This window comes from Lentzea sp. NPDC051838, assembly GCF_040681245.1.
Classification (GTDB): Bacteria; Actinomycetota; Actinomycetes; order Mycobacteriales; family Pseudonocardiaceae; genus Lentzea.
In genome coordinates this window covers 513618-534171 of record NZ_JBFAYI010000002.1, presented here as the reverse complement: position 1 = coordinate 534171, position 20554 = coordinate 513618, and the positions used below count along the sequence as shown (strand labels likewise).

Annotated in this window: 24 protein-coding genes; 5 read left to right on the top strand and 19 right to left on the bottom strand. The window is 67.0% G+C overall.

Going from position 1 to position 20554, the window contains the following annotated elements; genetic code table 11:
* The 4 genes from AB0M24_RS08515 to AB0M24_RS08500 are packed head-to-tail and all read left to right on the top strand — an operon-like array spanning position 1 to position 5290.
* Entirely contained in the window at positions 1-789 is a 789-nt protein-coding gene (locus tag AB0M24_RS08515) for a hypothetical protein (RefSeq protein WP_363762722.1), read from the top strand.
* Positions 790-823: 34 nt separating this feature from the next.
* Positions 824-3292, top strand: a complete 2469-nt coding sequence (locus AB0M24_RS08510; RefSeq protein ID WP_363762720.1) for a type IV secretion system DNA-binding domain-containing protein — start codon at positions 824-826, stop codon at positions 3290-3292.
* A 24-nt stretch (positions 3293-3316) separates the two neighbouring features.
* A complete protein-coding gene (locus AB0M24_RS08505; protein ID WP_363762717.1) occupies positions 3317-4345 on the top strand; it encodes a replication-relaxation family protein in 1029 nt (342 codons plus the stop codon).
* Between the two features lie 3 nt (positions 4346-4348).
* Positions 4349-5290 (top strand): bifunctional lytic transglycosylase/C40 family peptidase, encoded by a 942-nt coding sequence (locus AB0M24_RS08500; protein ID WP_363762714.1) that lies wholly within the window; start codon positions 4349-4351, stop codon positions 5288-5290.
* 16 nt (positions 5291-5306) lie between these two features.
* On the opposite strand, the gene AB0M24_RS08495 is transcribed toward AB0M24_RS08500, so the two are convergent.
* From AB0M24_RS08495 to AB0M24_RS08480, 4 genes are all read right to left on the bottom strand, one after another.
* Positions 5307-5783, bottom strand: coding sequence for a hypothetical protein (locus AB0M24_RS08495; RefSeq protein ID WP_363762711.1), 477 nt, complete (start codon positions 5781-5783; stop codon positions 5307-5309).
* 94 nt (positions 5784-5877) lie between these two features.
* Complete coding sequence (locus tag AB0M24_RS08490) at positions 5878-7005, bottom strand: alcohol dehydrogenase catalytic domain-containing protein (protein ID WP_363762708.1); 1128 nt, start codon at positions 7003-7005, stop codon at positions 5878-5880.
* Positions 7005-8024 (bottom strand): alcohol dehydrogenase catalytic domain-containing protein, encoded by a 1020-nt coding sequence (locus AB0M24_RS08485; RefSeq protein ID WP_363762705.1) that lies wholly within the window; start codon positions 8022-8024, stop codon positions 7005-7007. Before AB0M24_RS08485 ends, AB0M24_RS08490 begins: the two co-directional genes overlap by 1 nt.
* On the bottom strand, positions 8017-8457 hold the full coding sequence (locus AB0M24_RS08480) for a tautomerase family protein (protein ID WP_363762702.1): 441 nt from the start codon (positions 8455-8457) through the stop codon (positions 8017-8019). Before AB0M24_RS08480 ends, AB0M24_RS08485 begins: the two co-directional genes overlap by 8 nt.
* A 109-nt stretch (positions 8458-8566) precedes the next feature.
* On the opposite strand from AB0M24_RS08480, the gene AB0M24_RS08475 reads away from it, so the two are divergent.
* The gene (locus AB0M24_RS08475; protein WP_363762699.1) at positions 8567-9151 is read left to right on the top strand and encodes a TetR/AcrR family transcriptional regulator; all 585 of its coding nucleotides are present in this window, start codon (positions 8567-8569) and stop codon (positions 9149-9151) included.
* A gap of 110 nt (positions 9152-9261) precedes the next feature.
* Here AB0M24_RS08475 and AB0M24_RS08470 read toward each other — a convergent pair whose 3' ends face one another.
* The 15 genes from AB0M24_RS08470 to AB0M24_RS08400 all read right to left on the bottom strand — a co-directional run bounded on the left by AB0M24_RS08470 (position 9262) and on the right by AB0M24_RS08400 (position 20553).
* Positions 9262-9543 (bottom strand): hypothetical protein, encoded by a 282-nt coding sequence (locus tag AB0M24_RS08470; protein WP_363762696.1) that lies wholly within the window; start codon positions 9541-9543, stop codon positions 9262-9264.
* A gap of 188 nt (positions 9544-9731) precedes the next feature.
* On the bottom strand, positions 9732-10316 hold the full coding sequence (locus AB0M24_RS08465) for a YgjP-like metallopeptidase domain-containing protein (RefSeq protein ID WP_363762693.1): 585 nt from the start codon (positions 10314-10316) through the stop codon (positions 9732-9734).
* A gap of 11 nt (positions 10317-10327) precedes the next feature.
* Entirely contained in the window at positions 10328-11017 is a 690-nt protein-coding gene (gene dprA / locus AB0M24_RS08460; RefSeq protein WP_363762689.1) for a DNA-processing protein DprA, read from the bottom strand.
* 223 nt (positions 11018-11240) lie between these two features.
* A complete protein-coding gene (locus tag AB0M24_RS08455) occupies positions 11241-11579 on the bottom strand; it encodes a hypothetical protein (RefSeq protein ID WP_363762686.1) in 339 nt (112 codons plus the stop codon).
* A gap of 134 nt (positions 11580-11713) precedes the next feature.
* Complete coding sequence (locus tag AB0M24_RS08450; protein WP_363762684.1) at positions 11714-12502, bottom strand: hypothetical protein; 789 nt, start codon at positions 12500-12502, stop codon at positions 11714-11716.
* 97 nt (positions 12503-12599) lie between these two features.
* Positions 12600-13415, bottom strand: coding sequence for a hypothetical protein (locus tag AB0M24_RS08445; protein ID WP_363762681.1), 816 nt, complete (start codon positions 13413-13415; stop codon positions 12600-12602).
* Between the two features lie 30 nt (positions 13416-13445).
* Entirely contained in the window at positions 13446-13841 is a 396-nt protein-coding gene (locus AB0M24_RS08440) for a hypothetical protein (protein ID WP_363762678.1), read from the bottom strand.
* 862 nt (positions 13842-14703) lie between these two features.
* Entirely contained in the window at positions 14704-15072 is a 369-nt protein-coding gene (locus AB0M24_RS08435) for a DUF6355 family natural product biosynthesis protein (RefSeq protein WP_363762675.1), read from the bottom strand.
* A 60-nt stretch (positions 15073-15132) separates the two neighbouring features.
* Positions 15133-17595, bottom strand: a complete 2463-nt coding sequence (locus tag AB0M24_RS08430) for a hypothetical protein (protein ID WP_363762672.1) — start codon at positions 17593-17595, stop codon at positions 15133-15135.
* A 167-nt stretch (positions 17596-17762) separates the two neighbouring features.
* Positions 17763-18116 carry a hypothetical protein gene (locus tag AB0M24_RS08425; RefSeq protein WP_363762669.1) on the bottom strand — a complete coding sequence of 118 codons (354 nt, stop codon included), beginning with the start codon at positions 18114-18116 and terminating at the stop codon, positions 17763-17765.
* 18 nt (positions 18117-18134) lie between these two features.
* Entirely contained in the window at positions 18135-18575 is a 441-nt protein-coding gene (locus tag AB0M24_RS08420; protein ID WP_363762666.1) for a pilus assembly protein TadG-related protein, read from the bottom strand.
* Positions 18572-19033, bottom strand: coding sequence for a TadE/TadG family type IV pilus assembly protein (locus tag AB0M24_RS08415; protein WP_363762663.1), 462 nt, complete (start codon positions 19031-19033; stop codon positions 18572-18574). The genes AB0M24_RS08420 and AB0M24_RS08415 overlap by 4 nt, the downstream gene beginning before the upstream one ends.
* Positions 19030-19434, bottom strand: a complete 405-nt coding sequence (locus AB0M24_RS08410) for a TadE/TadG family type IV pilus assembly protein (protein ID WP_363762660.1) — start codon at positions 19432-19434, stop codon at positions 19030-19032. The genes AB0M24_RS08415 and AB0M24_RS08410 overlap by 4 nt, the downstream gene beginning before the upstream one ends.
* Positions 19435-19443: 9 nt before the next feature.
* Positions 19444-19629 carry a hypothetical protein gene (locus AB0M24_RS08405; RefSeq protein WP_363762657.1) on the bottom strand — a complete coding sequence of 62 codons (186 nt, stop codon included), beginning with the start codon at positions 19627-19629 and terminating at the stop codon, positions 19444-19446.
* A gap of 39 nt (positions 19630-19668) precedes the next feature.
* Entirely contained in the window at positions 19669-20553 is an 885-nt protein-coding gene (locus tag AB0M24_RS08400; RefSeq protein ID WP_363763063.1) for a type II secretion system F family protein, read from the bottom strand.
* Position 20554: the final 1 nt, after the last annotated feature.

Here is a 20554-nt window from a genome sequence, read left to right as displayed (position 1 = left end):
ATGTCTGCTCCTCTTCCTCGGGCCGCTCATCGCCCGGCTCGACTTCTCACGCAGAACCGCGAGATGCGTCAGATCGGCGCGTGGAACTGGTCGCTGCCGGCCTGGGCCGGTCGCCTTCCCGACGGCCGCACCTACAACACCTGTCCGAGTGCGGGCGTCTGCGCGCAAGCCTGCTACGCCCGGCACGGCACCTACACCTGGCCCGTCGTCCGTGCCAAGCACCAGGCGAACCTGATGTTCGTCCTCGACGACCTGCCGGGCTGGGAGTCCGCCATGATCGCCGAGCTGGGCGCGGCCAAGTTCCGTGGCGCGTGGGTCCGGATCCACGACAGCGGCGACTTCTTCTCGGATGCCTACCTTGAGGCGTGGTTGCGTGTCTGCCGTACCCGGCCGGACGCGAACTTCTACGCCTACAGCAAGGAGATCGACAGGTTCCGGCGGCTCGTCGAGCCGGACCCGCCGCCGAACTTCTTGTGGGTCTTCTCGTACGGCGGCATGCAGGACTCCGCGCTGAACCCGCAGGTCGACCGCGTGGCGGATGTGTTCCCGGACGAGGCCTCGATCGAGGAAGCCGGCTGGGCATCCCAGGAGGCCAGCGACCTGCTCGCCGTGCTCGGGCCACAGTTGGTGGGCGTTCCGGCCAATCGGATTCCCGCCTACCTCAAGCGACTCGCTGGGCGCCGTTTCTCCGAGTGGCAGGCCGAAGTGGACGCCGAGCGCGAAGCAGGCCGACGCCGCCGCCATCTGCGACTGGTGGTCGACAACACCGACCAGTCCGAAGCCGCCTGACAGCTCTGCTACGAACGCTCCGCCAGGAGGCCACGTGTCTTACTTGTCCCCCAACCACTTCTCGCCTATCGGGGAGTATCTGCGCGATCCACTTGGCGCATTCCTGAACGTGCTGACGCACCTGCGCGAGCTCGCAGTGACGTGGGGCCCAGTAGTCGGTCCGGTAGTCGCGATCGCGGTGACAGCGGCGATCGTCGCGCGGCGTCGCTGGCGCCGCCGGTACCACCAGAAGCTGGTGAGCGACGCCCGCCTGATCACCGTGCTCGCACCACCCACAGTCGACCCCTCTGGGGCGCTCACCCTGTGGTCCAACCTCGTCGGCCTCCTCAGGCCTGGTTGGTTGCGCCGATTCTCCGGTCAGCCGCACCTCAGCTTCGAGCTGACGTTCACCGCGGACGGCGTCGAAGTTCAGTTCTGGGTGCCGGGCGTAGTGCCGCCTGGCATGGTCGAGCGCGCGATCGAGGCAGCTTGGCCAGGCGCTCACACCCGCACCAAGCTCGCCGCGCCATCGGACCCTGCGACCGCGCCGGAACGCCGGGTCGAGGCCGTCGGCGGTGAGTTGCGGCTTGCACGTACAGAGGCACTGCCGATTCGCACCGAGCATCCGGTGGATCCGATCAGGGCCTTGCTCGGCGCACCTGTCGGACTCGGGCCGCACGAGCAAGCATGGGTGCAGGTCCTCGCCCGCCCTGTTGCCGGACATCGCGTGGCGAAGGCGCGGCGTGCTGCCCGACGCGCACATGCAGGCAGCTCGCCCCATCTGATCGGTCGGCTGCTCGACCTCGTCACGCCGGGCAAGGCCACGAAGTCGTCAACCAGTGCACGGCTTCCGGCTGTCGATCGGCAGAGCCGCCTGGAGCACGCCGCTGAAGACCGGGCCGTCGTTGAGAAACTGCGGGCGAACCAGTTCGAAACCCAGGTCAGGTACGCGGTAACCACCACGATGCCGAAGACGGCTACCGCCGGCGAAGTCCAAGCCGCGCGAGAGGTTCTTCGCGGCCGCGGGCACGCGATCGCCTCGGCGTTCGCCGCCTACTCCGATCACAACTACTACCGCCGGATCCGGCTTCGTCGACCGACCAGCGCTCTGGCCGAGCGCCGTTTCGGCAAAGGGGATCTGCTCTCGGTCCGCGAGCTGAGCGCGATCGCACACCTGCCGATCGACGAGGCCACACCTGGACTCCGAAGGGCCGGAGCCAAGGCCGTAGCGCCTCCTCCCGGAGTGCCTGACGTGGGCGAGCACATCAAGCCGATCGGGCTGTCGGACTCCGGTCACGCTCGTCCGGTCGGCTTGCACGTCGCGGATGCACGGCACCACGTCCACATCCTCGGTGCCACGGGCTCCGGCAAGTCCGAACTCATGGCCCGGATGATCCTGGCCGACGCCGAAACCGGCCGCGGCGTCGTGGTGATCGACCCGAAGGGCGACCTCGTCTCGGACATCCTCATGCGGCTGCCGGAGGAGCTCGGCGAAAGGGTCGTGCTGTTCGACGCCGACTCCAAGTCCCGACCGCCCGTGCTCAATCCCTTGGACAGCAAGGACAAGGTGCGTGCGGTCGACAACCTCGTCAGCATCTTCTCCCGGATCTACGCCTCCTCGTGGGGACCACGCACCGAGGACATCCTGCGCGCCAGCCTGCTGACGCTCGTCTCGCTACCTGGCACACCGACTCTGATCGATCTGCCGAAGCTGCTTACGGTGGCGGCATTCCGCCAACGCGCGCGCGAACACATCACGGACGAAGTGCTCAAGGGCTTCTGGGTTTGGTACGAGAACCTGACCGAGGCCAACCGAGCCCAAGTGATCGCTCCGCTGATGAACAAGGTGCGCGGCTTCCTGCTCCGGCCCTTCGTCCGCGCGGCGATCGCCGACGGGGAGTCCACCGTGAACACGGAGGACGTGCTCAACAACGGCGGCATCTGCCTTGTCCGAATCCCACGCGGCTCATTGGGTACGGAAACCGCACAACTGCTCGGTTCCATCATCGTCGCCAGCACCTGGCAGGCAGCAACCCGCCGGGCCTCCATCCCGCAACGTCAACGTCGCGACTGCGGGCTTTACATCGACGAGTGCCACAACTTCCTCAACCTGCCTTACCCACCCGAGGACATGCTCGCCGAAGCCCGCGCCTATCGGATGGCCATGACGCTGGGGCATCAGTACGTGGGTCAGCTCCCCAAGGAGCTCGCCGAGGGAATCAGCGCGAACGCACGGACCAAGTTCATCTTCAACGTCTCGCCGGAAGACGCCAGGTACATGGCGAGGCACACGGTGCCCCGGCTGTCCGAACACGACCTCTCACATCTCAGCGTCTTCCACATCGCCGTCCGCCTTGTAGTCAACGGTGAGGAGACACCGGCATTTACCGCAGTGACCGAGAAGCTCAGGCCTGCCGTTCCTGGGCGCGCCAAGGCCATCCGCAAGGCCGCCAAGGCGAACACCCACCCTCCGACCTCTACCGATCCCTCACCATCCACTGTGGATCCTCGACGCGCGGCCTGACCGCCCGCTCGGGAGGTGTGTTCCATGATCTCGAATCCCACTCCCCAAAGGGCTTTGCGGGGCCACCTGCCGCAACGGCCCAGACCTCGAGCGGCCACCACCGGAGAGCACCACGCCCTGCTGGCTGGACGACTCACACCACGAGACCGCTGGCTGGCCAGGATGCTGTACGAGCACAGGGTCTTCACCAGCAAACAGATCACCGAACTCTGCTACCCGAGCAAACGCGCGGCCAACCACAGGCTGCTCGACCTGTTCAAATGGCGCGTCGTCGACCGGTTCCAGCCATTCGTCACCGCGGGCACGGCACCGATGCACTACGTGCTCGACATCGCCGGCGCAGTGGCCCTTGCCTACGAGGACGGCCTCGACCCGAAGAAGCTCGGCTACCGGCACGAGGACGCGATGGGCATCGCGCACTCCCTGCGCCTCGCCCACACCGTCGGGGTCAACGGCTTCTTCACCAACCTGGTCAGGGCAGGCCAGCAGCCCGGCGCCGCCGGACGCCTGACCGCCTGGTGGTCCGAATTGCGCTGCACGCGCTTGTTCGGCGACATGGTCCGTCCCGACGCCTACGGGCGTTGGAAGGAAGCTGGCCGCGAGATCGAGTTCTTCCTGGAGTTCGACTTCGGCACAGAAAACCTCGGCACGCTCAGCAGCAAGCTCCACGGTTACGAGAAACTCGCAACCGCAACGGGAATCACCACTCCGGTGCTGATCTGGCTGCCGACCAGCCTCCGCGAAACCACCGCCCGAGGCGCCCTCTCCGACACGCTGGCCCAACTCGACCACCCAGCACTCGTGCCGATCGCCAGCCGCGCCTCGGACAGCGCGGACAAGCAAGATCCAGCGGCCGCCAGCTGGCTGCCGCTCTCCGGTTCGATCACGCGGCGGCCAGGCCGACTGCGTCTCACCGAGCTCGCAGAACTCTGGCCGCGAACCGCACCACCAGCAGAGGTCCCGACGGCGGTCGCCGTCCGTACGGCGATCGCCACCCTCTCGGCGCCGTCGCCGCTCCCGCCACCCCAGCCCATCAGCAGCTTCGGGAGGTGAATCGTGAAGATCGCCATCGCCGCCATCGCGGCGGTCGTCGTCCTGCCGTTGCTGATCGGCGGTATCGGGCAGGCTGTCGTCACCGGAGTCTTCGGCAACAGCAACACCCAACCCACCCAGGAGGCGCTCGCCGACATCCCCGGCGACTACCTGGCGCTCTACCAGGCCGCGGCGCCCGTCTGCCCCGGCCTGGACTGGTCGATCCTCGCCGCCATCGGCAAGATCGAAAGCGATCACGGCAGAAGCCAGCTGGCCGGCGTCGCGAACGGAACCGAGAACTCCGCGGGCGCACGAGGCCCGATGCAGTTCCTGCAGCCCACATTCAACGGCGTCGTCGCGCGGCACCCGCTTCCACCGGGCGGCCAGACACCACCGTCACCGTGGAACAAGCACGACGCCATCTACGCCGCCGCCCACTACCTCTGTGACTCTGGCGCCCAGAAAGACATCCGTAAGGCGATCTGGGTCTACAACAACGCCGACTGGTACGTCAACGACGTACTCGCCCAGGCGAAGAAGTACGGCGAGGCCATGACCGGCACCGGCGACTGCAACAACATCCAAGCGCCCAACCCTGTTGCAGCCAAAGCGATCGCGTTCGCCTGCGCCCAGCTCGGCGAGCCCTACGTCTGGGGCGGCAACGGCGAAACCGGTTGGGACTGCTCAGGTCTCGTCACGGCCGCCTACAAGGCCGCGGGGGTGGTCATCCCTCGGACCACGCAGCCGGAATACGAAGCAGGTCCGCTGGTACCCGCCGGTCAGCCGCTCATGCCCGGCGATTTGGTCTTCTACGGCACGCCGAGCAACGTCCACCACGTCGGCCTGTACCTCGGCGCCGGAAAGATGGTCCACGCGCCAACCTTCGACCAGCCTGTCCAAGTCAGCTCGTACCGCTGGAGCGGCGATGACTATCTCGCAGCGTCCAGGCCTGGGATTGACCACTAGAGGCGGCCAGGAGCGATCAGCTGCTGATCGCCGCGCGGATCGCCTTGGCTTTCTCCTCGGTGAACACGCCGCTGTCGAGGAGGGACAGAATGGTGAGGACGCCACCGCTAGAACCCCAGCTGCCCTCGTCGATGACCCGGAAGTTGACCCACCAAGCTGGTGACGGCTTGTCCAGCCCGCAAGCGTCGGCCATCGCGGCGAGGACGCGCTCGATGACCTCGGCGCGGACTTCGCGGCGCCAGTCGGCGTCCATGACCGCGACGTCGATGACCATCACGTCACGGTCCGGGCCGACGTCGGCCAGCAGCAGGCCGCCGATGGCCATCATGTCCGGTTCGCGTTCTACGAAATGCACCTGAAAGCCGGCTCGTGCCGCGGGCACGAACTGCCCGATCTCTGGGACCAGCACCGCGTCTGTCAACGTCTGGGCCAGGGCGCGGCGCTGGTCGAGGCTCAGGCGGTCGGTCAGGGTGTTCACGGTGATGACGGTCATGGCTGTCTCCTACAGGATGAAGTAGTCGCGGAGTTCCACGGGGATGGCGGTGCTGGTGGGGTTGGAAGAGCTCGATGAGCAGTTGGTCCGGGCCTCACGGAGCCTCGTGTGCGGCAGGGGTGAGCGGGTCACGGCGGAGGACGACCTTGGTGGTCCGGGCGGCGTAGGCGGCCGGCGCGTCGTCCCATGGCGCTTCGAGGGTCGTGACGCGCTCGGCGGGGAAGCTGGTGCGGTGGATGAAGTCCAGCAGGTCGGGTAGCACCGCGCGGCTGTGGGAGACGCCGAGACGCAGCGTCGCGTCGGTGGCGTACATGCGCATCAGCGGCACGCGGGTGCCGGTGGCCAGGTAGTAGCCGACCGCCGTGCACACACCACCTGGGGCGAGGGCGCGGAGGGCACGGCGGAGCCCGGCGGGGCGCGAGGTGGCTTCCACGACCACGTCGTAGCCGCCGGCTTCGTGATTCGCCGGGCGCGCCCGTGCGCCGAAAGACTCGGCGATCGACCGTCGCCCGAGGTCGTCGTCGAGGTAGTCCACAGTGGACGCGCCGTGTGCGGCGGCGAGCCCGGCCGCGTACAGGCCGATGCTCTTGGCGCCACCGCCGAGGACGAGCACCGAGCCGCCTTCACGAGCGGCCAGGGGCGGGACGACCGCACGCCAGGCGTCGGCGAGGTTGTCACTGGCCGCGGCGACCCGTTCGACCGGCACACCGGACGGGACCGGGACGAGCATGTGCTCGGCGAACGGGACCCGAAGGGCGTCGGTGATCATGCCGCCCCACGGGCCGCTGGCCGACCCGAACCCGTAGGCGGCGAGGACGCCACCGCCGGTGGTCGTGGCGCACTTCGCCGTCAAGCCGCGCCGGCACGGCGGGCACGTTCCACAGGACACCGCCCACGGCACGATCACCCGCTGCCCGACCCGCAGCCGGGTCACCTGTGACCCGAGTTCCACGATCTCGGCAACGCACTCGTGGCCGATGGCGAACGGTCCGCGGAAGGGGACCTTGCCGCAGATGCTGCCGACAACCGGGTCGACCAGGCCGAGCGCCATCCCGGCCTGGAGTGCCCGCGACACCGGGCGGTGGATCGGCAGGGTGTCGCCATCGCACCGCGCGGCCACGAAGGGCCGCACGATCGCATCCGTCGGTTCGTGCAGCGCCGGCGCGTCCCGCTCGTGCCAGGCGAGCCGCCGGCTGCGCTGGAACCGCAGTTCCCGCACCATCACCGGGCCTCGGGGAGATCGCGCACGAAGACGGGCTTGAGATGTCGCTGCGGCAGCGCGTCGGGCAGCCGTTCCCAGTCGAACACCTCCGACACCACCCGCCTCGGGTCCACCCGCCCGGACGCGGCGAGCTCGAGCGCGTCGGGCAGGTGCGCCCGCACGTTGTCCCGGGCGATGCGCATCGTCACCCCGGTCAGGTACATCTCCAGCAACGGCAGCTCGCCGGGGCGGAAGTGGTTGCCGGCGCTCTCGCAGAAGCCTTCCGGCACCAGCGATCGCAGCGCGACGACGAGCTGGTCGACCCGGCCGGTCGACTCGATCGCCAGGTCGAAGCCGTGGTGGATCGGCTCGATCGCCTCGGCGGTGCGGGCACCATAGCTCTTGGCGATCTTCCGGTGAGCCGGGTCAGGGTCAACGTAGAGCACGTCGCCGGCGCCGAGCGCACGGGCGATGTCGCACACGTAGAGGCCGATGCTGCCCCGTGCGATGACCAGCACCCGCGCTTCGGGACGGGTCTTGAGGTGTGGCGCGACCAGCCGCCACGCCAGGGACCAGTTGTCGCTGGCCGAAGCCAGCGCGATCGGGTCCAGCCCGGCCGGCAGCGGCACCAGCATCGCGTCGGCCCACGGGACGCGGACGAGGTCGGAGAACAACCCTCCCCAGCTGCCGCCGATCGGGGCGCCGAACATCGCCATGTGCGGCACCGCGGTGCAGTGCGTCGGCAGGCCCGCGCGGCACCGTTCGCAGTCCCCGCAGGAAATCGCCCACGGCACGACCACCAGATCACCGGGCGACACATGGCTGATCGAATCGCCGACGTCGACGACCTGGGCGACGCACTCGTGCCCGATCGCGAACGGCGGCGGAATCGGGCCGTGCCCGGCCAGGATCGCCGAATCGACGTCGCACGACGTCGCCGCCACCGGCGCCACGATCGCGTCCCGATCCGACTCCAGCACCGGGTCCGGCATCTCCCGCCACTCGACGACGCGACGGGCGACATAAGTCAGCTCACGCACCGGCCGTCGCCTCCCGCGACTGCTGCGCGAGGGCGACCAGCTCGGCGTAGCGGACGATGCCTCCGCCCGCACCCCACGTTCCCTCGGCCTGTTCGTGGATCAGCACCCACACCCGCAGCGCATCGGCGTCGGTCAGCCCAGCGGCGTGCAGCACGGCCGCGGTCGCGTCCTTGACCAGACCCGCCTTGCGCCGGTCCGACACCGCGCCCTGAGGCACCGTGACATCCACCCGGAACCGGGGCGCGTCGTCCTCGGCCGTGATCTGCGCGCCCGCCGGCAGCTCGTGCAGATAGCTCCACGCCTGCGCACGGAAGAACTCCGTGTCCGGCGCGCCCTCCCAACGCAGCAGCACGGCAGCGAGCTCACCCTGCACGCTCTCGCGTCCCTGCAGTGTCAGAGCCCCGGCTGGAACGGTCAGCTGGATCATCGGCATGACGTTGCACCTCGACTCACACGACGTTGACCACGAGTTATAACACTCGTTATAACCACGGCGCACGCTACACTATGACGAGTGTTATAACCAAGAAAGGGTTCGTTGGATGACCGAACTGACCCCGCCGTCACGTCAGCAGCTGGTCGCCGGAGCAGCCGACATGATCCGTCGGCGCGGGCTCAACGCCACCAGCATCCGCGAGATCGCCAAGCACGCCGGTACGCCGCTGGGCTCCACCTACCACTACTTCCCCGGCGGAAAGCAGCAACTGGCCACCGAGGCGGTGCGCTTCGCCGGCGACACCGTGGCCAGGATGCTCGACAAGAAGCTGCGAGCAGGACCGGTCGACGGCCTGCGGGCCTTCCTCGCGCTGTGGCGCGACATCCTCACCAGCACCGGCTTCCAAGCCGGGTGTCCGGTGCTCGCCGTGTCGGTCGAAGAAGCCGCAGACGACGAACGCCTCGCCGTCCTCGCCGCCGCGGCCGAGGTGTTCAGCGGCTGGGAGACGCAGCTCGCCGAATCACTGCGGCAGCACGGCATCGAGCCCGCCGAAGCCGAGCAGCTCGCCACCCTCGTGGTCGCCGCCGCCGAAGGCGCGGTCGCCATGTGTCGGGCCCAACGCACCACCCGAGCACTCGACCGCGTGGCCGCCCAACTGGAAAGCCTGCTCGCGTCGACCGTCGATCGTTGAAAGCCTCGTCACCCGTCGATCGGGCCGCGCGCTGCGTCGCCTAACCGATTGTCGCCCGTTGCGCTCACGCGTCGGCCCGCTCCGTGCGGACGAGCTCGTCGTACGGCCCCTCAGGCGTCGGCGGCGTCGTCTTTCCCGTCCAGCAGCTTGTACAAGTTGGTGCGATCCATGCCCAGTTCACGGGCGATCGGCGCCTTCGGCACCTTGTCCCCGATGGCCGCAGTGATCCGCTCGAACCGCTTGTCGCGTGCCTTCTTCAGCTTTTCCAGCGTGGTGACCCGGTCGGCCTGCAGCTCGGCCTCCTGCTTGCGGATCTTCTGGAGGTGGTCCTGGAGCTCCTTCACCTCGGCTGCGCTCTCTCTGAGCAGCTCGAAGTGCTGTTCCTTGTCCACTTCCGCCTCCTCAGGACACGCTGGCCGTTCTGGCGATGCAGGCCCTGTTGTATCACGGTGTGGACCACAACACCTCCGCTCAACATCCCGGGGAGATCACCTCGGACGGTTCCAACCTCCGGTCCAGGCATGGCGGCCGTGCTCGACGAGGTCGGCTTGACCTCGTCGCCAGTCCGGCATCCACCGGTTCATCTGCCGTTGCCAAGCAGGCCCAGTGCACGGCGACCAGGTGCTTGGGCCGGGTTGTAGTACAGCCCCCAGTGACTCCGGCCAAGATCGCGCACGACGTAAGCCAGGTCCGGGATCGCGCCGTCGAGCTCGTATCGACGCCCGTGCCGTCGTATCCACTGCAGCCCGACCTGCTGGTAGAGCCCAATGATCGCCCGTCGAACCTGGACTGGGCGCTGTCGACGACAGTACAAGTTCCCGTCCGGCGCGAACATCGGCAACTGCTCGATACCTGCGGGCGCGTGGTCAACAAGCCGAAGCTGGTAGGAGATCCCGAAGAGATAGAACTCCTCCCCGTCGACGAACTCCTTGATCGAGTGGTCGGGCGCCAGCTCCGTGGCGATCTTCACTTTTTCGGTGAGCCACCGCCGTTTGCAGGTCACGAACCAGGTGATGTGCCGCGGGTCGGTGGTCGGCGGTACCAGGACGAGGACCGCACCGCCTGGTTTCACCTGAAGCCCGAGCCTGCGGCGGCGTGGCCGGATCGCCACCTCGACATGCCACTCGGCGGGCAGCGAGGCGCTGTCAAGCGCGGCCTGAAACAAGTCTGGGCTGGTCATCGCAACCGCTCCTGGTAGCGGATGTGCTCAACCGAGGTCGCCACCTCGGCGGCGCCGATGCGGAGGAGTTCGTTGACACCGGTCGACGTGGCGGAGTGGATCGGCCCCGGCACGCCGTACACGCGCTTGCCCAGGTCCTTTGCGGCGCTGGCGACCGCGAGCGCACCGCTGCGCCGCCCAGCCTCGACGATCACGGTCGCCGCCGTCAGCGCGGCCAGCAGGCGGCACCGCGCATGGAAGCGGGTCCGGGTCGGCACAGCGCCGATCGGATACTCGCTCACCAGCAAACCGCCTTGATCAACAACCTTCGCGTAGAGCTGGGCGTGCTGGCGTGGGTAGGTTCGGTCCACACCGCAGGGCAGGACCACGACCGTCTGGCCGTCGGCGGCAAGCGCGCCGTGGTGAGCGGATTCGTCCACACCAAAGCCCCCTCCGCTGATGATCACAGCGCCAGCGTCGGCCAATGCGCCGCTGAAGTGCGCCGCAATGGTGTTGCCGTACGCGGACGAGGCACGGCTACCGGTGATCGTTACGGCGGTGTCCGTCAGCCCTGCCAACAAACCTGGACCGTGCAGCCACAGGGCGAGCGGGACACCGTGGCCAGCCAAAGTGGACAGACGTCCGAGCGGCCAGTCGTCGTCTTCTGGAACCAGCAGGCGGGCCGTGCCGTTGTCGAGGGCTCGCAAGTCCTCTTCAATTCCGCGTTCGGCCGCGCGACCTCGGCGAGTACCGCAGCGGGGGCAGTGCCGTGCCGGATACGGGCGACGGCTTCAACCGAACCGTGCACGGTGACGAAGTGATGCACGGCAGGCGCCGGCGGTTCAACGGCGCGCGAGAGGAACAGACGGGCGCGAAGCACGTCGGGTGACGACATGATCAACTCTCCTGACGGGTGTCGTGCCGACTCGATCATCCGTAGACGACCTGGCCGAGGGTGGCGAACTGGACGATCGCGTCGAAGCCGACGCAGTCGAGTTGACAGAGCTCATCGGTGGCACCGTCGGGGGTGTCCGCCTTGAGCACTTCGGCGATCTGGTCGATGATCGCGTCCGACAGCTGGACGGAGTCGCGCTCACGCACGATGCGGTGCATGGTCGCCACCATCATGTTGTGGTTCAACGTGAAGCGGTTGCCGGTCTCGTCTTCCACAAGATCGACGGTCCAGTCGAGAACCTCGTCAAGGTTCGTGTCGGTGCCGTCTCGCACAACGGCTCGTTCGTCGGCGACCGTCGCCCAGAAGCGACGCATGCCCCAAGAGTCGATCCACATGCACCACGTGTCGTGGGGTGTCAGGTGCGACACGCAGGATTGGGAGTTGCTCTGGTCGTTCATGATGAATCTCCGTCCACATAGGTGTTTCTGAACTCGGTTGGTCTCGTCGGTCAGCCGCAGTGGCCGGTGATCTGAACGAGGTGCGCCATGTCGACCACGGGGCCTGCCCAGTAGGTGACGTGCGCCGGTTCATCGCCGATTCCCCAGACGCAGAGCCGGAAATCAGGGTCGCTCGGACAAGCCCACACCGACCTGTGACCATGCCCGTCGGGCGCGGGGTGGCCGTGCTCGTCGCAGCGGTGGCTGTCCAGCGCACCGCCCCAGCGGAAGAACACGTGTTGGGTCGCGCGGAGATAGGCGGCATCGAACGGGACGGCGTGCGATCCCTGTTGTGACGCAGCCCATCTCGCGAGTTCGTCAGCGGACAACGGGTGGCGCGAGGTGATCACGGCGCGAACGGCGTCCGCCTCGGTGAGCCGGCCGTGGTCACTGCAGTCCGCATAGGCGAACGAGTACGGACTCGTGAACCACAACGTGATCCATTGCGGCCCGCGATGCCACCCGCGCGCGTAGCCGCGTCGATCGGACAGCTCGGTGATCGGGATCGGCGGCAACGTGCCGTCGAGTCCACGGTCTGGACGAGGCGTCCACTTGTACTCGCGGAGATCTTCGTCTACAGCCAGGTAGACCATGTCCGTGGTCCGAGCCCCGGAGTAGCCGCCTGCCGCGCGGCTCAGCGTGTCCGCCAGGCCGCTCATGCGTCCCGTGACGTTGCGCAAACCCATGGCCGACGTAGGTTGTGAGCCCAGCGTGTCGTCGTGCAGGTCGGCGACCTGACAGCGGAGATTTCCCGCGAGACCGGCCAAACTGGTGAGGCTGGCCGCCTGCAGGCGGTTCACGACCTCCAGGGATCGGACCCGCTGGCGCTCCCTTTCGAGTTCTGCGCGCAAGGCTTCGTGGGTGGTTGAGCTGTAGCGACTCATCGTGAGACCTCACTTAGGCAGCTGACTGGTATCCCGTGCCCGGACACGTGGTCAGGCCCGGCAGGTACGTGGTTCGGAACTCGTTCCACGCGCGTTCGGAGTTGGCGCGAGCGTGGTTCCGGCCCTTGTCCAACCGGTTCGGGCCGCGTCGCTGCTCCGCTTCCTGGTTGAGCCGTTGGCGGACCAACCACGTCACGGCCTGAACCTGATGCGCGGAGATCCGCTCCCCCGCAACCACAGAAAGCTGTTCTGCCGCAAGGTGATACAGGCTCACCACGTGGTCGTAGTGGCGTCGGGAGATCGATCCGTCCTTACGGCGAGACCCGTTCACGGGTGCCGCTTCGTACTCCTCGGACGTAAGCGCGCGGCCATGCGCCACAGACAGCGCATGGCGGTCGATCACCACGCACGGGTTCTCCGGGTCTCGATCTCCGCCGAACTCGATCAGGTGGGCGAAGTCGCGGATCTTCGGGCCGCTGAGAACGTCCTCGTGCCGCTCGCCGTTGAGCAGGCGGTCCGCCGCGCGCTTCTGCCCGGTCGTGGCGAACATCCCGCAGCCCGGGCCACCGATCCCCCTGCCCTCACGCAGGACTCGGGCCGCGTTGAGCACGTTGCCGATCCATCCTTGTTGCGGCGAGTAGACCGCGAGCATTCCGGCACCAAGGTGGGCGTCACCGTTCGCGATCACGGTGGCCACGTGGTGTGCGTCGGCGTACCAACGCATGCCTTGCGCGATCTCGTCCTGCGCGGCCTGACTCCAGTGCCACAGGATGTTTTCGGCGCTCACCGGATGCGCTCGGAACCACGGGTGCTCGCTGAATCGGGGCATGACGGTTCCACCCCTAGCTGTGGTCAGGATTCACGCCACGAACGTGGCCGGAACCGGAATGGATGCCATGGCGGCGAAGTCGAAGATCGCGAGTTGCCCGGTTTGCACAGCAAGCGCCATCGCGTCAGAAAGGTCCGCAGTCACAATCGAGACGTCCAGGTAGACCCGACCGGACGCAGGGTCACGCCAACCGCCGAGAACACGGCCAGGCAGCGAAAGAGCGTCCGCTGCGCGTGATATGTACTCGTGAATGTCAGCGCTGGTCACGCTACGTTCGTAGACGCGCTCGTGTTCCGGGTGAACGGCCACCGCGTAGCCGTGGCGAACGTCCGAACCATCATTGGGGTTCACGGAGAATCCGCCGTCCGGAACAGACAGGGCGTCCGCAATCGCGTTGATACGGGCAGACCAATCGATCAGAGTCATATTCATGGCAGCACTCCGCTTGGCGAAAATCGGCCTATTGACATTGCGATTCAGTCCGACGCAATGCGACGCTCTAACCCATCGCATTCGTTTCGGGGGGACTATCGTTGTCGCCGACTCCAGTGAGGAGCTGCTGATCAGAACGAAGGGCTCACAGGGACGCCGTGCCCTGATCCCCGCCCTTCCAGACTGTTGACCTCATGTCGTGGAGTCGACATGTAGAAGTACATGCCTTAGGTCAACACTTTTCAAGTCATTTGGCCACCGTTACTTTCTCGTGACCTTTGCGGAATCCGGCTGGCCAGCTAGAAAACCGGCCACATCGGCACGGCAGCGATCATTGAGTTGCACAGGCCAGCAGGTGCCCAACGCGCAACGCGGGACCGCACACGAAGGACATTCTCGGGACCAGGAAGTGGGGCACAAGGCGATGAGGAGCCGTCGCACTCAGCGAAACCACCGGTCACGAGGTACGAGGGCCGACCACCAGCCAAGTCGACTGTTCAAACGCCTGTCGGCCACCGAGTCTGGTGCAGCACAGGTAGCCCCGACAGCACCTTTGACCAGCAGCTTCCTCAGCCGGAGGGGCTTCCCCTCTAGAGGGAAGCCGGACAGGACCGTGCACGGGTAGCCCGAATGGCGAACTCATGGGCGTGGCGCCTTCGCGATCAAGATCACGAAGGCGCCACATTTATATCGAATCGCAGGTTCTGAGACAAAGAAAACCTGCAGAAGTAGATCCAAATAGTCCCCGCAAGGCAATTCACATTATTGCAACCAGCAAGCACAGTGCCTTCAGCGAGCCATATCCATCATAGAAGGAACAGCGCCGCTTTGGCCATTTCGGTCGCCAGTTGATCGGTCAGACACGAGGTTGTGTCAGAGAGCACCTCAGGTCGTCGGGCGGACCGGTGAGGTTCGGCGGCGTGGACACGTAGTAGGCATTGACGACCTCCTGCCCATCCGCGCGGAAGAAGGGGTGTTGGTAGAAGGGCGGTATGCAGGCTGTGCCTGTGTTCCCTCCGCTCCAGTGGAACTTGATGAGGATGAAGCTGTTGGCGCAGTGGAAGTAGCGGGCGGTAAGCTCCCCCACGGGCTGCGGCAGCCGGATGAAGCCGCATCCTGGGGGCGGCATGATTCTCACGGCCGCGTCCGCGTCCTGGGCGTTGGTGACGACGGCGGATGCGAACATGCTCAAGGCGCCGAGCACATTGGCGAGTCGATGGTTCATGGACATGGCTCCGATCTCGAAAAAGGTTGGTACCGCAGGAAATCTGAGGGCGCCGGCAGCTCAAGACGCTGCGGCGTGATCCGCCGGAGCGAGCCGCGGTCCAGCGCCTCGCCGCCGGGCGAGCTCGGCCAGCTGACGCGTCTCGGCGCTGGGTTCTTCGTCGATCTCGCCGAGCGTGGCGGTCAGCAGCGCGAACGTTCGAGGCACCGCGGTGTGCTGTCCCAGTCGGGCTTGGACGCGCATGATGTCGCGGTAGACGCCTTCGTTGAACTGATCGAGCTTGCGGGCTTGCTCAAGCAGCACGAGCTCGGTCTCAGGTTCTGTTTCGCCGTGCTCGCGGATCAGCGCGGCAAGCGCGTCCAGCACGTCGCGCCGCGCCGACTCTCGGAACGGCTCGAGCCACGACGTAAGAAGGTCTTCAGCGAGGTCTCCCGCATAGAGGTCGACGGCCTTCTGCAGCTGGGTCTTTCGGTCTTCCCCGGCGTGCCGCGCCTGCCGGAGAGCCCGGTTGAACTCCCAGAGGTCCACGTCGGCAAGCTCGTCGTTCAGCCGGTAGCGGCCGTCTTCGCTCAGGACGAGGTCGGTCAACGTCCCGTTGGTGGCCTCCGCGAGTAGACGGCGCAGCACGGACAGTGCGTTGTGGAAGGAGTTGTACGGGCGTGGCGGTCTGCTGTCCGGCCACACCGCTTCGTTCAAGGCCTCTCGTCGCACGCCTTGCGGGTGCAGCGCGAGGTGGACGAGGACCTCGCGGTGCTTCGGGGTGAGCAAGCCATTGAGCTCACGCCCCTCGGAACCTGGCTGCGCGAGAGCGAGTTGGAACTGGCCGAACACCTTCACGACCAGGCGAGGTCGCGCCAGGAGGGACATCGTGGCGCTGCTCTCGGCTTCCGCCGCGCTCGTACGAGGTTCAGGTAGAGCTGGTTCCGGGCCAGGGTCGGCTTCAGCCTCACGGAGCACGGTGAGCAGGTCGGCGGCGTCCGAGGCGGGCAGGTTGAAAAGCCGTGCATCGGCGAGTTCGTCTCCGGGACCAGGGCTGGTCGCGCTCACGGTGCCGTCGGCACGGACGATGACCGTCGCTCCTGGCCGCCACTGGCCGAGGAGTACGCCGGCCAGACCGAGCGTGGATCCGTTGTCGAGCACGGACTGAAGCCGTCGCTCGGCGTGTCCGACGGGGCGTGCAACCAGAACCACTCCGACCGGAGCGGGCCGGGGTCCGTCTCCGGCCTGGCGTGCGCGCGTGAGCAGCAACATCTCCATTTCGTCCAGCGCGGCCTCGAGCGAGGCGACTACATGTACGGCCTTCGGCAGATCCTGGGCCTCGAGTCCGTCGAAGAGCAGGTGGAGGTCGTGGGCGGTCACGAGTACGCGAAGGCCCTCCGGCGCACGTTGCGTCGCCAGGACGTGCAATAGGAGCGCTCGAACTGCCGCTGCGGCGCCAGGGCCCGTGAGTCCGAGGCCACGCGTGCTGGCGAGGTTCAGGGCGAACTCGTTTCCTCGCCTTGCTCCGGCCACCGCGGGCACTCGTGGTGGCCCGTTGTCGGGCTCCAGCGCGCCCACCTCGGTCAGCCGAAGGTCAGGTCGGATCGGACCCAGCTCAACGAGCTCGATGTCGTCGCGAAGCTTCTCCGGCTCGTTCTGATGAGCGACGCGCAACGCGCGAACTGCGGGTGCGGCCTGCGGTCGGAGGTCTGACCGGTCGCCGCTGCCGAGCCGGTACCGACGTCGGCGCCGTACTTGGGCCCTCAGCAGCAGGGCCGATACCGCCGCTGCCAAGCCGGCGCTGACGTACGCGCCGGTCACGAGGTCCACCCCCACCGCCGGTTGATCATCGGGCGTGTCGTCGATCTGCTCCGCCGGAGCGGATGTCGCTGTGGTTTCTGGTGTCACAGGCGGGACCACGTTGGTCAATGGCCGGTCCGGTGTCGGCTCTGGCACGTATGCGGCGATCTTCCATCCAGGCCGCACGAGGTCGGGGTTCACAAGGGATCGCCCGTCCGGCTGTTCGACGCCGCGGTTGAGCCGGAATAGTTCAGGCCACCGATCTCCGCCGCCTGGTCCGTGGATGCGTTCGGCGACTCGCCACAAGCTGTCGTAGATCCCGTTGTGCGGCAGCCGGACTTCGTCGACGACCCGCACGAGACCGGGCGGAGCAGGTGCGGCGCGATCGATCACCAATCCGATCACAGGGGGCGCGGTGTCTGGTTTCTCGACAGGACCGGGCACAGAAGGTGCAACCACCGTGACGGACCCCGACTCAGGGAGGTGTGCGTCCGGTGCTGCGGTGGCTGTGGTGGCGAGCGCCCGGTTGGTCAGGAGGGTCAGGACGACAGCACCGACGAGAGCGGTGGCGAGCGCCTGCAGTGGGCCTCGGGTGCGGGATACCGACCAAGTGATGCCGCGGACCCCGTCGAGCGCGGAGCGCAGGACGGCCAGGACGAAGCAGAACCAGGCGATCCAGCAGACGACTGCCAGCAGATCGACGAAGAACTGGCCGCCCATGGGGTTGAGCAGTGTCAGCTGCACTTCGTCCCAGGTCGGGATGGTGGCAGGTAGCGGCCAGCCCACAAAGTGTGTCAGTGCCCAAGGAAGACCGGCCACCAACATAGTCAGGGCGACGAGAGCCAGTAGTCCTCGCGCCACGCGGAGACCGGCGAGCAGGGCTGACCTTCCCGTGCGCCTTGAACCCCGGCTCATGGCGTCCCTGTTTCTGGTACTGCGACAGAGTCCGTTTGCTCGGCGGTGCTCCGCGGTGAGCTGGTTGTTCGCCGCTTGCGCCGTCCTCGGTTCGGCTTGCGCGCGTTGAGGATCTGCGTGAGATCAGCCGGTGCGGTCTCGGTGAACGCAGCCAGTTCGTCAACGCTGATCACGTCGCTGTAGTCGACGATGGCGTCGCCGATCTGCTGATCGATGTCAGCAAGTCGTTGGACGACTGCGGTTCGCTCCTGCGCGAGTTCTCCGACGAGCTGAGCGCCCTTCGTTCGCCTTGCGCTGCGCGCGGAGTCGGCTTCCTCGACGCGGCGCGCGATGTCGTAAGTTGTTGCCATCTCCGAATTTCCTTCCTGCTACGAGATTCCGCGCTGCGGCTGTGCTTCGCCGCGACCGGTTACCGTGATCGTGTCGACCGCGACCAGGCCGAGAAGCTGTGTGCGTTGCTGGATCGTCACGGTCACGGTGACGGTGTTGCCGGTGACCGAGACCGCCCCGGAGTGCTGCGAGGCAGCAAGGTGATTGTGGGCGGCGGTGACGGCTCGGTTTGACGCGAGCCGCAGAGTTCCGTCGGCCCGGTAGGCGGCCAGATCGATTTCCTGAGCTCCTGCTCTCGCGGCTTCCTGTGCTTGCCCAACGGCGCGAACCTTTGCTGCGAGCGCAAATCCGCCATCAAGTGCGAGCCCGCCAAACAACAGGGCGGCAACCGCTGTGACGACCACGTACGCGGTAACCTGACCGTGCTGGTCGTCGCGCAGTCGTTGGCCTTGTTGGCAAAGCCGCGCGCGCGGCCTCATGGCGTTGCTCCTCGCCAGGTGTCCACGACCGAGGAGAAGCTGCAGCTGAAGGTGCGGCTCGCGGGCACACCGAGCCCGGACAGGTCCCGGAGGTCGATCGTGCACGAAATGGTCGCGGTCACCGTCGAGCCGGGTCGGAATCCGGCTGAGTCGATGGACACGGCCAACGACCGGCACGTGACGCTGGCAGCGGCAAGTGCGGCGGCTGCGGTCTCGCGCGCGGAGGAGGTGGCCTGAGCCGGTGTCCGAGTCAGCGTTGCCGCACGAACCGCCTGGTGTGCCGCATCGTTGACCTGAATCTGCGTGGTCGCCAACCGACCGCACAGCACCACGAACAGCAGCAAGAGCACCAGCACCGGCGCACCCAGAGCCAGCTCCGCCGCGGCAGAACCTCGCTCGTCTCGCAGCCGGGCCAGCGCCTGGCGGCCCGAACCTCGGAGGTCGCTGGTCGGTTTCACGGCGACACCGCCGGAGTGAGCTTCTCGACGGGGCCCACAGCTTCGGCTCGAACCGCAAGGGACACGAACGGAATCACGCTGACCGCCTTCCCCCGGATCTGAACGGATGCTCGGTCGGGACCGCGTTGCGCGGACACCGAGGTCTCGCGTAGAGGTCCGCCGCCGAGCTGCGCCAGCAACTGCTGTCCGGCCGCCGTGCCGGATTCAGCGTTTCCACCCGCGACACGAGCCGCAGACAAAGCTTGTGCCGCAGCAGCTTGTGCGATGTGAGCCGCGTGCATGTACAGCGCGAACTGTGCGATCAGCAGGAACAGCAAGAACAACAGCGGCGCGGCAACGGTCAGCTCGGCTGTGCTGCTTCCTCTTTGGTCGCGGCGGATCCGACGGATGAGCTGAAGCATGGTCATCACCTACAACTCGATGCTGTTCGCCTTCTGGATGACCTTGGCGACGATGATCGCCACGACCGCGATCGCCGCGGACACCAGCAATGCGGTGCCGACGACGAACTCGGTCGAGTAGCCGCGCTCGTCGCGACGGGCCTTCGCCAGACCGGCCTGGAAGTAGCAGACGAGGATCTGAATCTCGATGAACATCGACCTCTCCTTACTGCCTTGATTCGTGGCTCGGGACCTTCAGAGTCCGCCGAGCACGTTTGCGACTGCCGGGAAACCGATGAAGATCAAGAACCCTGCACACAGCACGACCACCGGCACGCTCATCCGTTCCGTTGCCGCCTGTGCCTCGCCCTCGACGAAGGCGAGTTCCCGTGTGCGGAGCGCGGCGGCTTTCGCGGCGAGGCTGGCGCGAACACGAGCACCTTCAGTGCCGGCAAGGCTCACCGAGGCGGCGAGCTCGGTCAGCGGCTGCACACCGAGCTCGGCGCCGAGGCGGCGGAATGCGGACCAGGGCGTGGTTCGCGTGAGCTTCGCGGTCCTCAGCGCGTGGCGAAGCTGGTCGAACGCCCAGCCTTTACCGACGCCTACCGCGACGTTCAGCGCACCGTCGACTCCGGCTCCTCCCGCGAGCAGAACGCGGAGCAGGTTGAGGTAAGCGGACAACGCGTGCCGGAACGTCGAACGGCGTTGCTCAGCCTCCCTGCGCACGTGGACGTCCGGTAGGAAGAAGCCTCCTGCGGCCAGCAAGACGCCGGCTACGAGCGGAATCGGCCAGCCGAGACCAACATCGGCGACCGCGAGCACCAAGTGCACGAGCGACGGCAACAGCATGCCGGTCAGCGCGAGAACCGCCTTCTCCGCTAAGTGATCATCGACGTTCTTGCCGACGACAGCCAGATCGGCCCGAAGTCCCTTACCTGGCAGGCCGAGTGAGGACAGAGCGTTCACGAAAGGCTTACCCACACCCAACGCCCAGCCTTCCGAGCTGGTGGTGAGGATGGGAGCCGGTGCAGGCTCAGCCTGTAGCTGGTCGACCAGAGCACTCAACGATGGCCTTGGCGGGAACGCATAGGTCGCGAGCATCCACAGTCCGAACCCGAGTCCCACTCCCCAGAGCGCCATG